This is a genomic window from Pseudomonas sp. NY11955 (assembly GCF_048068035.1).
GTDB lineage: Bacteria > Pseudomonadota > Gammaproteobacteria > Pseudomonadales > Pseudomonadaceae > Aquipseudomonas.
In genome coordinates, this window is sequence record NZ_JBLUPS010000009.1 from 91,420 (window position 1) to 105,194 (window position 13,775).

12 protein-coding genes are annotated in these 13,775 nt (G+C 63.0%); 8 read left to right on the forward strand and 4 right to left on the reverse strand.

What is annotated here, in order from left to right:
- The first annotated feature begins 23 nt into the window (after nt 1-23).
- From fmt to ACNFBR_RS17880, 4 genes are read left to right on the forward strand one after another with little or no spacing between them, the layout of a single operon-like run.
- The gene (gene fmt / locus ACNFBR_RS17865; RefSeq protein WP_416736138.1) at nt 24-956 is read left to right on the forward strand and encodes a methionyl-tRNA formyltransferase; all 933 of its coding nucleotides are present in this window, start codon (nt 24-26) and stop codon (nt 954-956) included.
- On the forward strand, nt 953-2,263 hold the full coding sequence (gene rsmB / locus ACNFBR_RS17870; protein WP_416736139.1) for a 16S rRNA (cytosine(967)-C(5))-methyltransferase RsmB: 1,311 nt from the start codon (nt 953-955) through the stop codon (nt 2,261-2,263). Before fmt ends, rsmB begins: the two co-directional genes overlap by 4 nt.
- 23 nt (nt 2,264-2,286) lie before the next feature.
- Nucleotides 2,287-3,660, forward strand: a complete 1,374-nt coding sequence (gene trkA, locus ACNFBR_RS17875; RefSeq protein WP_012269873.1) for a Trk system potassium transporter TrkA — start codon at nt 2,287-2,289, stop codon at nt 3,658-3,660.
- Between the two features lie 11 nt (nt 3,661-3,671).
- Nucleotides 3,672-3,980 carry a tetratricopeptide repeat protein gene (locus ACNFBR_RS17880; protein ID WP_416736140.1) on the forward strand — a complete coding sequence of 103 codons (309 nt, stop codon included), beginning with the start codon at nt 3,672-3,674 and terminating at the stop codon, nt 3,978-3,980.
- A gap of 134 nt (nt 3,981-4,114) precedes the next feature.
- On the opposite strand, the gene ACNFBR_RS17885 is transcribed toward ACNFBR_RS17880, so the two are convergent.
- Nucleotides 4,115-5,002, reverse strand: coding sequence for a lysophospholipid acyltransferase (locus ACNFBR_RS17885; RefSeq protein ID WP_416736141.1), 888 nt, complete (start codon nt 5,000-5,002; stop codon nt 4,115-4,117).
- 41 nt (nt 5,003-5,043) lie between these two features.
- A complete protein-coding gene (locus ACNFBR_RS17890) occupies nt 5,044-5,595 on the reverse strand; it encodes a DNA-3-methyladenine glycosylase I (RefSeq protein ID WP_416736142.1) in 552 nt (183 codons plus the stop codon).
- An 83-nt stretch (nt 5,596-5,678) separates the two neighbouring features.
- On the opposite strand from ACNFBR_RS17890, the gene glyQ reads away from it, so the two are divergent.
- From glyQ to ACNFBR_RS17910, 4 genes are read left to right on the forward strand one after another with little or no spacing between them, the layout of a single operon-like run.
- Entirely contained in the window at nt 5,679-6,626 is a 948-nt protein-coding gene (gene glyQ, locus ACNFBR_RS17895; RefSeq protein WP_416736143.1) for a glycine--tRNA ligase subunit alpha, read from the forward strand.
- Nucleotides 6,623-8,674 carry a glycine--tRNA ligase subunit beta gene (glyS, locus tag ACNFBR_RS17900; RefSeq protein WP_416736144.1) on the forward strand — a complete coding sequence of 684 codons (2,052 nt, stop codon included), beginning with the start codon at nt 6,623-6,625 and terminating at the stop codon, nt 8,672-8,674. Before glyQ ends, glyS begins: the two co-directional genes overlap by 4 nt.
- A 3-nt stretch (nt 8,675-8,677) precedes the next feature.
- Complete coding sequence (gene gmhB, locus ACNFBR_RS17905) at nt 8,678-9,205, forward strand: D-glycero-beta-D-manno-heptose 1,7-bisphosphate 7-phosphatase (RefSeq protein WP_416736145.1); 528 nt, start codon at nt 8,678-8,680, stop codon at nt 9,203-9,205.
- 44 nt (nt 9,206-9,249) lie between these two features.
- Nucleotides 9,250-10,035 (forward strand): lysophospholipid acyltransferase family protein, encoded by a 786-nt coding sequence (locus ACNFBR_RS17910; protein ID WP_416736146.1) that lies wholly within the window; start codon nt 9,250-9,252, stop codon nt 10,033-10,035.
- Nucleotides 10,036-10,212: 177 nt separating this feature from the next.
- Here the strand turns inward: ACNFBR_RS17910 and ACNFBR_RS17915 are convergent, their stop codons facing one another.
- The gene (locus ACNFBR_RS17915) at nt 10,213-11,832 is read right to left on the reverse strand and encodes an MFS transporter (protein ID WP_416736147.1); all 1,620 of its coding nucleotides are present in this window, start codon (nt 11,830-11,832) and stop codon (nt 10,213-10,215) included.
- Between the two features lie 97 nt (nt 11,833-11,929).
- Nucleotides 11,930-13,576, reverse strand: coding sequence for a GMC family oxidoreductase (locus ACNFBR_RS17920; protein WP_416736148.1), 1,647 nt, complete (start codon nt 13,574-13,576; stop codon nt 11,930-11,932).
- Nucleotides 13,577-13,775: the final 199 nt, after the last annotated feature.

The following is a 13,775-nucleotide window of genomic DNA, read 5'->3' on the forward strand; positions in this document are numbered from 1 at the left end:
TTCTTTTTTGAAGCGAGAACTCCATGCGCATCGTCTTTGCAGGCACTCCAGAGTTTGCCGCCGAACACCTCAAGGCCCTGCTCGACAGCCCGTACGAGATCGTGGCCGTCTACACCCAGCCTGACCGCCCTGCCGGCCGTGGCCAGAAGCTGATGCCAAGTGCGGTCAAGGCACTGGCCGTGGCCCATGACATCCCGGTGTTCCAGCCGCAGACCCTGCGCAACGCCGATGCCCAGGCCGAACTGGCCGCGCTGAAGCCGGACCTGATGGTGGTGGTCGCCTACGGCCTGATCCTGCCGCAAGCGGTGCTGGATATCCCACGCCTGGGCTGCATCAACAGCCACGCCTCCCTGCTGCCACGCTGGCGCGGTGCGGCGCCGATCCAGCGCGCCGTGGAAGCCGGCGACGCCGAGAGCGGCGTCACCGTGATGCGCATGGAAGCCGGCCTGGACACCGGCCCGATGCTGCTCAAGGTCGTCACCCCGATCAACGCCGACGACACCGGCGGCACCCTGCACGATCGCCTGGCCGAAATGGGCCCACCCGCGGTCGTTCAGGCCATCGCCGGCCTGGCCGACGGTTCGCTGCACGGCGAAGTCCAGGACGATGCCCTAGCCACCTACGCGCACAAGCTGAACAAAGACGAGGCGCGCATCGACTGGAGCCGCCCGGCCGTCGAGCTGGAGCGCCTGATCCGTGCCTTCAACCCGTGGCCGGTGTGCCACAGCACCCTGGATGGCGAAAGCGTCAAGGTGCTGGCCGCCAACCTGTCCACAGGCCGGGGCGCCCCAGGTGAGATCCTTTCCGCCAGCAAGGACGGCCTGGTCGTTGCGTGCGGTGACCAGGCCCTGAGCCTGACTCGCCTGCAGTTGCCAGGTGGCAAAGCGTTGAACTTCAGCGACCTGTTCAACAGCCGCCGCGAGAAGTTCGCTGCCGGCAAGGTGCTGGGCCAATGAACCCACGCCTCGCTGCCGCCCGTGCCCTTGCTGCTGTGCTCAGCGGCAAGGCCTCGCTGAACAGCTCGCTGCCAGCACAACTGGACAAGGTCGACGAACGCGACCGTGGCCTGACCCAGGACCTGGCATTCGGCACCGCACGTTGGCAGCCGCGCCTCGACCTGCTGGCCGCGCAACTGCTGCAAAAGCCCTTCAAGGCCGCCGACGCCGATGTGCAGGCGCTGCTGCTGGTCGGCCTGTACCAGCTGTTCTACACCCGCATTCCGGCCCACGCCGCCATCGGCGAAACCGTCGGCTGTGCCGACAAGCTGAAAAAACCGTGGGCCAAGGGCCTGCTCAATGCCGTGCTGCGCCGCGCCCAGCGCGAAGGCGAGGAACTGCTGGCCGGCATGGAACGCGACCCGGTGGTGCGCACCGCTCACCCGCGCTGGCTGCAGAAGGCGCTGAAAGCCTTCTGGCCCGAGCAATGGGAAGCCATCTGCGCCGCCAACAACGCCCACCCGCCGATGATTCTGCGGGTCAACCGCCGTTACCACAGCCGCGATGCCTACTTGGCACTGCTGGCCGAAGCGGGTGTCAGCGCCAGCGCCTGCCAGTACAGCCGTGACGGCATCGTGCTGGCCGAGGCCTGCGACGTGCGTGGCCTACCAGGCTTCGCCGAAGGCTGGGTAAGCGTGCAGGACGAAGCGGCGCAGCTGTCTGCCGACCTGCTGGAACTGGCCCCCGGCCAACGCGTGCTCGACGCTTGCTGCGCACCAGGCGGCAAAACCTGCCACCTGCTGGAAGCCGAAGCAGGCCTGGCCCACGTCGTGGCGATTGACCTCGAAGCCAAGCGCCTGACCCGCGTGCGCGAGAACCTCGACCGCCTCAAGCTCGACGCCGAGCTGATCGCCTGCGATGCCCGCGACACCGGCAGCTGGTGGGACGGCAAGCCATTCCAGCGCATTCTGCTCGACGCCCCATGCTCGGCCACTGGCGTGATCCGCCGCCACCCGGACATCAAGCTGACCCGTCAGGCCGACGACATTCCGGCCCTGGCCACGCTGCAAGGCGAGCTGCTGGATGCCCTGTGGCCGACCCTGGAGGTGGGCGGCATGCTGCTGTACGCCACCTGCTCCAGCCTGCCGACCGAGAACACCGAAGTGATCGACGCCTTCCTCGCCCGCACCCCAGGCGCCCGTGAGCTGGACCTGGCCACCGAGGCCGGCCTGCGCCAGCCCCATGGCCGCCAGCTGCTGGCCCAAGAAGGCGGCCACGACGGCTTCTACTATGCCAAGCTGATCAAGATCGCCGCCTCGCGCGGATAAGCACAAAGGGTAGGGAGTAACGGATGAAGATCATCATCCTTGGCGCAGGGCAGGTAGGCGGTACGCTGGCGGAGCACCTGGCCAGCGAAGCCAACGACATTACCGTGGTCGACACCGACGGCGACCGCCTGCGCGACCTCGGCGACCGCCTGGACATCCGCACCGTGCAGGGCCGCGGCTCGCTGCCGACGGTGCTGCGCCAGGCCGGTGCCGACGACGCCGACATGCTGGTGGCGGTGACCAACAGCGACGAGACCAACATGGTCGCCTGCCAGGTGGCCTATTCGCTGTTCCACACCCCGACCAAGATCGCCCGAGTGCGCGAATCGTCCTACCTGACCCGCGAAGAGCTGTTCGACAACGACCATATCCCGGTCGACGTACTGATCAGCCCCGAGCAGGTGGTGACCAACTACATCAAGCGCCTGATCGAACACCCAGGCTCGCTGCAGGTGATCGACTTCGCCGAAGGCAAGGCCCAGTTGGTTGCGGTGAAGGCCTACTACGGCGGCCCGCTGGTCGGCCAGCAACTGCGCCAGATCCGTGCGCACATGCCCAACGTCGACACCCGCGTGGCGGCTATTTTCCGCCGCGACCGACCGATCACCCCACGGGGCGACACGGTGATCGAGGCAGACGACGAAGTGTTCTTCATCGCCGCGAAGAAGGACATTCGCGCCGTAATGGGCGAATTGCGCCGTATCGACGAAACCAACAAGCGCATTGTCATCGCCGGCGGCGGGCAGATCGGCGAGCGCCTGGCAGAAGCCATCGAAAGCCGCTATCAGGTGAAAATCATCGAGATGAGCCCGGCGCGTTGCCGGCACCTCTCCGATACCCTGGAAAGCACGGTGGTGCTGCAGGGCAGTGCCTCGGACAAGGACCTGATGCTGGAAGAGAACATCGCCGACGCCGATATTTTCCTGGCCCTGACCAACGACGACGAAGCCAACATCATGTCGTCGCTGCTGGCCAAGCGCCTGGGCGCGGGCAAGGTGATGACCATCATCAACAACCCGGCCTATGTCGACCTGGTGCAGGGCGGCGATATCGACATCGCCATCAGCCCGCAGCTGGCCACCATCGGCACCTTGCTGGCGCACGTGCGCCGTGGCGACATCGTCAGCGTGCACTCGCTGCGCCGCGGCGCGGCAGAGGCCATCGAGGCCGTGGCGCACGGGGATTCGAAGTCGAGCAAGGTGGTCGGCAAGGCCATCGAGGACATCGCCCTGCCGCCGGGCACCACCATCGGCGCGATCATCCGAGACGAAGAAGTGATGATCGCTCACGACGACACCATGATCGAATCGGGAGACCATGTGATCCTGTTCGTTGTGGATAAAAAGCACATTCGGGATGTGGAGAAGCTGTTCCACGTCGGCTTGAGTTTCTTCTAGGAGAAGAGGGCATGCGCGAATCGCTGGAGAAGATGCTGGCCAAGGGTGTGGATAACCCATTGCTGCGGTTTGGGCTGGGCAAGGCCTGGCTGGACGAAGGTAACGGCGCTGAAGCGGCGCTGCACCTGGCGCGGTGTGTGGAGCAGGACCCAAAGTATTCGGCGGCCTGGAAGCTGCTGGGCAAGGCGTATCAGTTACAGGGTGACCTGGCGGCGGCGCGCAAGGCTTGGGAAGACGGGATCGTGGCGGCGCAGGCCCATGGCGACAAGCAGGCCGAGAAAGAGATGACCGTTTTTCTCAAGAAATTGAACAAAGCCTGAGATCGCCGGGGCTGCTTTGCAGCCCATTCGCGGGGCGAGCCCGCTCCCACAAGTAAATTGCAGCCCTAAGATCATGCTGTACCTGTGGGAGCGGGCTTGTCCCGCGAATGGGGGCGCGAAGCGCCCCCAAAATATCAGTACCAGCGCGGCTCGCCAGCCGGGCGTTTCTTGAAGCGCTTCATGCTCCACATGTACTGGCTCGGGTACTCGCGCACATAGCGTTCGACCACCTTGCTCATCGCCGCCGCCGACACGTTCACGTCGGTGCTGTACATCTCCTCTGGCGCTGCCTCCAGAAACACCTTGAAACCCGAACCGTCCGGCAGCCGCAGCGCATGCAGGAACACCCCCACCGCCTTGCCACCGGCCAGCATGTTCGGTACGAACTTGCTGGTCAGCGCCTGGGTGCCAAGAAACGGCACGAACACGCCCGCCGATTCCGCCGGCTCCGGGTCGGCAGGAATGCCCACCTGGCCACCACGGCGCACTTCCTTGATCACGCTGAGGATGCCTTCCTTGGTCGAAGGCGCCACGCGGTTGCCCATCTGCACCCGCTGCTCGCGCAACAGATCATCCACTGCCTTCAGCTTCGGTGGACGATAGAAGATGATCGGTTTGCACTGGTTGCAGTAAAAGTGGTTCAGCACTTCCCAGTTACCCAGGTGGCTGGTGATACCGACCACGCCTTTGCCCGAGGCCAGCGCCTGCTCCAGCACTTCCAGGCCGTGTACTTCCTTGACCAGTTCCAGCGAACGCTGAGGTGGCCAGATCCAGGCACAGGCGCTTTCGACAAAGGACTTTCCGATATCCCGCAGGGCCTGGCCGACCAGTCGCTCACGGGCGACCGGGTCCATTTCGGGGAAGCACTTGGCCAGGTTGATCCGCACCACGTTGCGCGAACTGTTGGGGATCTTCCACATCAGCCAGCCGATACCGGCGCCAACGCGCTGTACAGCGCCCCAGGGCAGCTTGGCAAACAGGCGCAGCACCCCGACCATCAGGGCGCCCTTGAACTTTTCCACAGGCGAATTCCTTATTTCAGCAAGGCGCGCATTGTAACCCCTCAGCGCAACAAGGCGGCGTAGCGATCGCAATCGGTGGTGTGGTCCATGACCATGCCGGTGGCCTGCATGAAGGCGTAGCAGATGGTCGGGCCGACGAAGGTGAAACCGGCCTTCTGCAGGGCCTTGCTCATGGCCTTGGCTTCGTCGGTGACAGCCGGCACGTCGCCGCGCCCTTCGAAGTGGTTGATCTTCGGCTCGCCACCCACGAACGACCATAGCCATTGTGCAGGGTTATCCACAGCCAGCCAGGCTTGCGCGTTGCGCCGCGCAGCCTTGAGCTTGAGGCGATTGCGAATGATGCCGGCATCCTGCATCAGTTCTTCGATACGTTCGTCGCTCATGGCGGCCAGTTTTACCGGGTCGAAGCCGTACATCACCTCACGGTAACGCTCGCGTTTACGCAAAACGGTGATCCATGAAAGCCCGGCCTGGAACCCTTCGAGCAAAAGCATCTCGAAGAGCAACGCCGGGTCACGCTGGGGCGCTCCCCATTCCTGGTCATGGTAGGCCTGGTACAACGGATCGTCGGTACACCAAAAGCAGCGTGGCATAAGGCTCCAATGAGTAGAGGGCGAGGCGAATCAGGTTATACTCCCGCTCTTTACATCCGCATCCCCAGATACAGGTGAATTTCGTGAGCCAGCCTACGCCAGCCGTGCGTACCTTCCAAGACCTGATCCTCGCCCTGCAGAACTACTGGGCAGCTCAAGGTTGTGTGGTGCTTCAGCCCTACGATATGGAAGTAGGCGCCGGCACTTTCCATACCGCCACGTTCCTGCGCGCCGTCGGCCCAGAGACCTGGAACGCCGCCTACGTGCAGCCTAGCCGTCGCCCTGCCGACGGGCGGTATGGCGAAAACCCAAACCGCCTGCAGCACTACTACCAGTTCCAGGTAGTGCTCAAGCCCAACCCGGCCAACTTCCAGGAGCTGTACCTCGGCTCGCTGAAAGCCATCGGCCTGGACCCGCTGGTGCACGACATCCGTTTCGTCGAAGACAACTGGGAATCGCCGACCCTCGGCGCCTGGGGTCTGGGCTGGGAAATCTGGCTCAACGGCATGGAAGTCACCCAGTTCACCTACTTCCAGCAGGTAGGCGGCATCGAGTGCTACCCGGTCACCGGTGAAATCACCTACGGCCTGGAGCGCCTGGCCATGTACATCCAGGGCGTCGACTCGGTGTACGACCTGGTGTGGGCCGACGGCTCGTTCGGCAAGGTCACCTACGGCGACGTGTTCCACCAGAACGAGGTGGAGCAGTCGACCTACAACTTCGAACACGCCAACGTCGAGAAGCTGTTCGAACTGTTCGACTTCTACGAAAGCGAAGCCAACCGCTTGATCAAGCTGGAGCTGCCGCTGCCGACCTATGAAATGGTCCTGAAGGCCTCGCACACCTTCAACCTGCTGGACGCCCGCCGCGCCATCTCGGTAACCGAGCGCCAGCGTTACATCCTGCGCGTGCGTACCCTGGCCCGGGACGTGGCGCAAAGCTATCTGCAAGCCCGCGCACGCCTGGGCTTCCCGATGGCCACCCCTGAACTGCGTGACGAAGTGTTGGCTAAGCTGGAGGCTGCACAATGAGTGCTCAAGATTTCCTGGTAGAACTGGGCACCGAAGAGCTGCCACCCAAGGCCCTCGCCAGCCTCGGCGACGCCTTCCTGGCCGGCATCGAGAAGGGCCTGCAGGCCGCTGGCCTGAACTACACCGGCAAACAGGTGTATGCCGCGCCGCGTCGCCTGGCCGTGCTGATTCGCCAGCTCGATGTGCAGCAGCCTGACCGCAGCATCAACATCGACGGCCCGCCCATGCAGGCTGCGTTCAAAGACGGCGAGCCAACCCAGGCAGCCTTGGGCTTTGCCAAGAAGTGCGGCGTAGAGCTGGCCGAAATCGACCAGAGCGGCGCCAAGCTGCGCTTCTCCCAGCACATTCCGGGCAAGGCCACCGCCAGCCTGCTGCCGACCATCGTCGAGGATTCGCTCAACGATCTGCCGATCCCCAAGCGCATGCGCTGGGCGGCCAGCCGTGAAGAATTCGTGCGCCCGACCCAATGGTTGGTGATGCTGCTGGGCGACCAGGTGGTCGACTGCACCATCCTGTCGCAGAAGGCCGGCCGCGAATCCCGTGGTCACCGCTTCCACCACCCGGAAAACGTGGTTATCACCACCCCGGCCAACTACGTCGAAGACCTGCGCAAAGCCTACGTGCTGGCCGACTTCGCCGAGCGCCGCGAGCTGATCGGCAAGCGTACCGCCGAGCTTGCCATGCAGCAGGAAGGCACGGCCATCGTGCCGCCGGCGCTGCTGGACGAGGTGACCGCCCTGGTCGAGTGGCCGGTGCCGCTGGTGTGCTCGTTCGAGGAGCGTTTCCTCGAAGTGCCGCAGGAAGCCCTGATCACCACCATGCAGGACAACCAGAAGTACTTCTGCCTGCTGGACAGCGAAGGCAAGTTGCTGCCGCGCTTCATCACCGTGGCCAACGTCGAAAGCCGCGACCCCAAGCAGATCGTGCAAGGTAACGAAAAGGTCGTGCGCCCACGCCTGACCGACGCCGAGTTCTTCTTCAAGCAAGACAAGAAGCAACCGCTGGAAACCTTCAACGAACGCCTGAAGAACGTGGTGTTCCAGGCTCAGCTGGGCACCGTGTACGACAAGGCCGAGCGCGTGTCCAAGCTGGCCGCGTTCATCGCCCCGCTGATCGGTGGCGACGCCCAGCGCGCCGGCCGTGCGGGCCTGCTGTCGAAGTGCGACCTGGCTACCGAAATGGTCGGCGAATTCCCTGAAATGCAGGGTGTTGCCGGTTACTACTACGCGCTCAACGACGGTGAGCCGGAAGACGTTGCCCTGGCCCTGAACGAGCAGTACATGCCGCGCGGTGCTGGCGCCGAGCTGCCGCAGACCCTCACCGGTGCTGCCGTGGCCATCGCCGACAAGCTCGATACCCTGGTCGGCATCTTCGGCATCGGCATGCTGCCTACCGGCAGCAAGGACCCGTATGCCCTGCGCCGCGCCGCGCTGGGCGTGCTGCGCATCCTGATCGAGAAGCAGCTGGACCTGGACCTGACCGGTGCGGTCGAGTTCGCGGTCAAGCAGTTCGGCGCCAAGGTCAAGGCCGCCGGCCTGGCCGAGCAGGTACTGGAGTTCATCTTCGACCGCCTGCGTGCGCGTTACGAAGACGAAGGCATCGACGTGGCCACTTACCTGTCGGTACGTGCCCTGCAGCCAGGCTCGGCCCTGGACTTCGACCAGCGCGTACAAGCCGTGCAGGCGTTCCGCAAGCTGCCTGAGGCCGAGGCCCTGGCCGCAGTGAACAAGCGCGTGTCGAACCTGCTGAGCAAGGCCGAAGGTGCCATCGCCGAACAGGTCGAGCCGAAGTACTTCGACAATGCCAACGAGTTCTCCCTGTACTCGGCCATCCAGCAGGCCGACCAGGCTGTGCAACCGATGGCTGCTGCACGCCAGTACAGCGAATCGCTGGCGCGCCTGGCGGCACTGCGCGACCCGGTCGACGCCTTCTTCGAGGCGGTGATGGTGAACGCCGAAGACGCCAAGGTACGTGCCAACCGTTATGCCCTGCTCAGCCGCCTGCGCGGCCTGTTCCTGGGCGTGGCCGACATTTCGCTGCTGGGGTAAGCCTTGAAACTGCTGATTCTCGACCGTGACGGGGTGATCAACTACGACTCCGACGCCTATATCAAGACGCTGGAAGAGTGGGTGCCGATCCCGGGTTCGGTCGAAGCGATCGCGCAGTTGAGCAAGGCCGGCTGGACGGTGGCCGTGGCCACCAACCAGTCCGGCATTGCCCGTGGCTACTACCCGCTGGCAACCCTCGAGGCCATGCACGCGCGCCTGCGCGCGCTGGTGGCCGAGCAGGGTGGCGAAGTGGGCCACATCGTTTATTGCCCGCACGGGCCAGACGAAGGCTGCGATTGCCGCAAGCCCAAGCCTGGCATGCTGCGGGCGATCGCCGAGCATTACCAGGTCGGCCTCGAAGGCGTCTGGTTCGTCGGCGACAGCAAAGGTGACCTGGAGGCCGCCTTGGCCGTCGGTGCACAACCCGTGTTGGTGAAAACCGGCAAGGGCGAGCGGACCCTGGAAAAAGGCATCCCAGAAACTACACTGATTTTCGACGATCTGGCTGCTATCGCCAGAGAACTAATTTAAACAGTGCGCCTTCGGGCGCATTTTTTCAGGCGGGCATGCCCGCAATGGTACAAGCCACTATGTCGATCCTGCAGGCGATCAGAATCTTTCTTTTTTACCTGCTGCTGGGCACCAGTTCGCTGCTGTGGTGCTCGCTGAGCTTCTTCGTCGCACCGTTCCTGTCGTTCCCCAAGCGCTACAAGTTCATCAACGTGTACTGGTGCCGCTGCGCGCTGTTTCTGGTGCGTACCATCCTGGGCATCGACTACAAGATCACGGGTGCCGAGAACGTACCAAATGAGCCCTGCGTGATTCTGTCCAACCACCAGAGCACATGGGAAACCTTCTTCCTGTCCCAGTACTTCTCGCCACTTAGCCAGGTGCTCAAGCGCGAACTGCTGTACGTGCCGTTCTTCGGCTGGGCCATGGCCATGCTGCGGCCGATCGCGATCAACCGCGACAACCCCAAGGAAGCGCTGCGCCAGGTAGCGAGCAAAGGTGACGAGCTGCTCAAGCAGAAGACTTGGGTGCTGATCTTCCCGGAAGGCACGCGCGTGCCGTTCGGCACGATCGGCAAGTTTTCCCGCGGTGGCACCGCACTGGCCGTGAATGCCGGGTTGCCGGTGCTGCCGATTGCCCACAACGCCGGCAAGTTCTGGCCAAAGACGGGTTGGGGCAAGCGTGCCGGTACCATCGAGGTGGTCATTGGCGAGCCGATGTACGCCAATGGCACCGGGCCACGTGCCATCGCCGAGCTCAACGACCGCGCTGCGGCGTGGAACGAGGCAACCCAGCGGGCCATGGGCTCGCTGCCACCAGCGGCGGAGAAACCCCAGGAGCAGATGGCCTGACCATCTGTGGATAACTTGTGAGCAATTTTTCCATCAGATGCTTGAAGTAATCGCTAAGTGTTTGAATTAGCTGTTTATTTCTGCGTATGACATTTTCTTGAAAATCGTGCATAAGTTTTTTCGCGGCATAAAAAAACCGGCTTTTACAGCCGGTTTTTTTATGGCGTGTCGACAGCATCAGACTTTGTCGATATCCACGTCCTTGGTTTCTTTCAGGCAGAAGATCCCTACCACCAGACTGATACCGGTCACCAGCACCGGGTACCACAGCCCATAGAAGATATCCCCGGTATACACCACCAGCGCGAACGATACGGTCGGCAGGAAGCCACCAAACCAGCCATTGCCAATGTGGTAGGGCAGCGACATCGAGGTGTAGCGGATACGGGTAGGGAACAGCTCGACCATCACCGCCGCCAACGGGCCATAGGTCATGGTCGCGATCAGGATCATCGCCACGATCAGCACCACCACCATCACCTGGTTGACCTGCGCAGGCTCGGCCTTGGCCGGGTAGCCAGCCTGCTCGATTGCAGAGCGCATGGCGGTTTCGTCAAAACCGTTGATGGTCTTATCGCCAATGTTCACCACCACCTCGCTACCGGCCACGCTCACCGAGCTGTACGGCAGGCCCTGCTTGACCAGGAAGGTCTTGACCTTGTCGCACGGGCTGTCGAAACGTGCCTTGCCCACAGGGTCGAACTGGAAGGTGCAGCCTTGCGGGTCGGCGGTGACCACGATCGGCGCCTGACGGCTGGCGGCGTCGATCTGCGGGTTGGCGTAGTGGCTCAGCGCCTTGAACAGCGGGAAATACAGCACCGTGGCCAACAGCAGGCCAAGCATCAGGATCGGTTTGCGGCCGATACGGTCCGACAGCCAACCGAAGAACACGAAGAACGGCGCACCGATTACCACGCTGATAATCAGCAGGGTGTTGGCCTGGGCCGGGTCCATCTTCAGCATCTGGGTCATGAAGAACAGAACGTAGAACTGCGCGGTGTAGAAGGTCACAGCTTGCCCGGCGTTGATGCTGAACAGCGCGGTGAGTACCACCTTCAGGTTTGGCCAAGAGGTGAACGACTCACGGATGGGCGACTTGCTGACCTTGCCCTGGGCCTTCATTTTCACGAAGGCAGGCGATTCGTGCATGCTCATGCGGATCCAGGTGGAGATTGCCAGCAGCACGATCGACAGCAGGAACGGCAGGCGCCAGCCCCAGGTTTCGAACTGGTCGCCACTGATGTAACGGCTGCCCAACACCACCAGCAGCGACAACAACAGGCCCAAGGTGGCGGTGGACTGAATGAAACCGGTGTGGAAGCCACGCTTGCCAGGTGGCGCATGCTCGGCCACGTAAGTGGCCGCGCCGCCATACTCGCCACCCAACGCCAGCCCTTGCAGCATGCGCAGGATCACCAGGATGATCGGTGCGGCGATGCCGATGCTGGCATAGGTGGGCAACAAGCCCACGGCGAACGTGGACAGGCCCATCAGCACGATGGTGACCAGGAAGGTGTACTTGCGCCCGATCATGTCACCCAGGCGGCCGAACACCAGCGCACCGAAGGGCCGCACCAGGAAGCCGGCAGCGAAGGCCATCAGGGCGAAGATGAACGCGGTGGTGTCGTTCACGCCAGCGAAGAATTGCTTGCTGATAACCGCTGCCAGCGCACCATAGAGAAAAAAGTCATACCACTCGAACACCGTCCCGAGGGATGACGCGAAAATGATCTTGCGTTCTTCACGGCGGCTGGAGCTGCTGGCCGCCGCACCCTGCTCTTGGATGTAATCCGACATCGTTGCTGTCCTCGGCCCTTGGGCCACAGTGATTATTCTTGTTGTTCCACTGTCGGCGGCTTCTGACCGCAAGCCGCCGGTACTGCACGCACCCGGGTCAGGGCGTCGGTAACGCGTCTTCGTTCAAGTAGGTTTGGGTGGCAGCTCCTTTGAGGATCAGTTGCGCCGCCTTCTCGGCGATCATCAGGGTGGGTGAACAGGTATTGCCGGAAGTGATCTGCGGCATGATCGAGGCATCTGCCACCCGCAGGCCTGGGATGCCGTGTACGCGCAGCTGGTTATCCACAACATCCATGGCACCGTTACCCATGCGGCAGGTACCGACCGGGTGGAAGATGGTGGTGCCGATCTTGCCGGCGGCCTCGAACAATTGCTCCTCGCTTTGCAGCGCCGGGCCCGGCAGATACTCCTTGGGCTCGAAAGCGGCAAGGGCAGGGGCTTGGACGATACGCCGGGTGAGGCGGATGGCATCGGCGGCGACGCGCAGGTCCTGCGGGTCGCTGAGGTAGTTGGGGTTGATCAGCGGCGCGCTGTTCATGTCGGTGCTGCAGATATCGATACGCCCACGGCTGGCCGGGCGCAGGTTGCATACCGAGGCAGTAAAGGCCGGGAACCGATGCAACGGCTCGCCAAAACGCTCCAGTGATAGGGGCTGCACGTGGTACTGAAGGTTGGCAGTGGCGTGTTCCGGGCTCGAACGCACGAACGCGCCGAGTTGGCTGGGCGCCATGGCCAATGGGCCGCTGCGGTCGTAGAGGTAGCGCAGGCCCATGCCCATCTTGCCCCAGAGGCTGTTGGCCATCTGGTTCAAGGTACGGGTATTGCTAACCTGGTAGATCAGGCGCAATTGCAGGTGGTCCTGCAGGTTGCCGCCAACACCAGGCATGTCGTGCCGCACGCCAATCCCCAAGGTTTCCAGCAACTGACGCGGGCCAATGCCGGAGCGCTGCAGGATGCCTGGCGAACCGACCGCACCCGCACAGAGCACAATCTCGCGGCGCGCCGCAAACTCATGCCAGGCGCCTTGCCAAAACGCTTTCACGGCCCGCGCCCGGGTGTTGTTGAGCAGTACCTGGTCAACCTGAACGCCGGTCAGCACGGTGAGGTTGGCGCGGCCCTTGATTGGCCGCAGGAACGCTTTGGAGGCGTTCCAGCGCACACCGCTACGCTGGTTGACCTGAAAGTATCCACAGCCCTGGTTGTCGCCGGTATTGAAGTCATCGACCTTACCGATACCGCTTTGCTCGGCGGCATCGCGGAAAGCATCGAGGATCGGCCAACTGTAACGCTGGCGCTCGACCCGCCATTCGCCATCACCGCCATGGTGTTCGCTGGCGTCGGCAAAGTGGTGCTCGCTGGCCTTGAACAGCGGCAGCACGTCTTTCCAGGCCCAGCCCTGGTTGCCTTGCTCGGCCCACTGGTCATAGTCGGCGGCCTGGCCACGCATGTAGATCATGCCATTGATCGAAGAACAGCCACCGAGCACCTTGCCCCGTGGATAGCCCAGTGCGCGGCCACCCAGGCCGGGCTGTGCCTCGGTCTTGAAGCACCAATCGGTACGTGGATTGCCGATACAGTAGAGATAACCGACGGGGATGTGGATCCAGGGATAGTTGTCGCGGCCACCCGCTTCCAGCAGCAGCACGCGGCAGGAGGGATCGGCGGACAAACGATTGGCCAACAGGCAACCGGCAGGGCCGGCACCAACGACCACGTAGTCGAAGACAGAATCGGCTGATGGCATGTGCAACCTCGGGCCTGATTATTATTCTTGTCCCGATTCATCTTAGTGAGTAATTTCGTGGAGGAAACACGAGATTTCACGCAGCCGCTGTGCGTTTTAGCACAACGGTAAGCCTGTACCGGCCTCTTCGCGGGCTCGCCCGCTCCCACAGGGATCACCTTACCTTCAGGATGTTCGCTGTACCTGTGGGAGCGGGCAT

Bases quoted from the DNA above. Each gene is read 5' to 3' on its own strand.
- fmt (WP_416736138.1), top strand. From the start codon at position 24: ATGCGCATCGTCTTTGCAGGCACTCCAGAGTTTGCCGCCGAACACCTC.
- rsmB (WP_416736139.1), top strand. From the start codon at position 953: ATGAACCCACGCCTCGCTGCCGCCCGTGCCCTTGCTGCTGTGCTCAGC.
- trkA (WP_012269873.1), top strand. From the start codon at position 2,287: ATGAAGATCATCATCCTTGGCGCAGGGCAGGTAGGCGGTACGCTGGCG.
- ACNFBR_RS17880 (WP_416736140.1), top strand. From the start codon at position 3,672: ATGCGCGAATCGCTGGAGAAGATGCTGGCCAAGGGTGTGGATAACCCA.
- ACNFBR_RS17890 (WP_416736142.1), bottom strand. From the start codon at position 5,595: ATGCCACGCTGCTTTTGGTGTACCGACGATCCGTTGTACCAGGCCTAC.
- glyS (WP_416736144.1), top strand. From the start codon at position 6,623: ATGAGTGCTCAAGATTTCCTGGTAGAACTGGGCACCGAAGAGCTGCCA.
- ACNFBR_RS17910 (WP_416736146.1), top strand. From the start codon at position 9,250: ATGGTACAAGCCACTATGTCGATCCTGCAGGCGATCAGAATCTTTCTT.
- ACNFBR_RS17915 (WP_416736147.1), bottom strand. From the start codon at position 11,832: ATGTCGGATTACATCCAAGAGCAGGGTGCGGCGGCCAGCAGCTCCAGC.
- ACNFBR_RS17920 (WP_416736148.1), bottom strand. From the start codon at position 13,576: ATGCCATCAGCCGATTCTGTCTTCGACTACGTGGTCGTTGGTGCCGGC.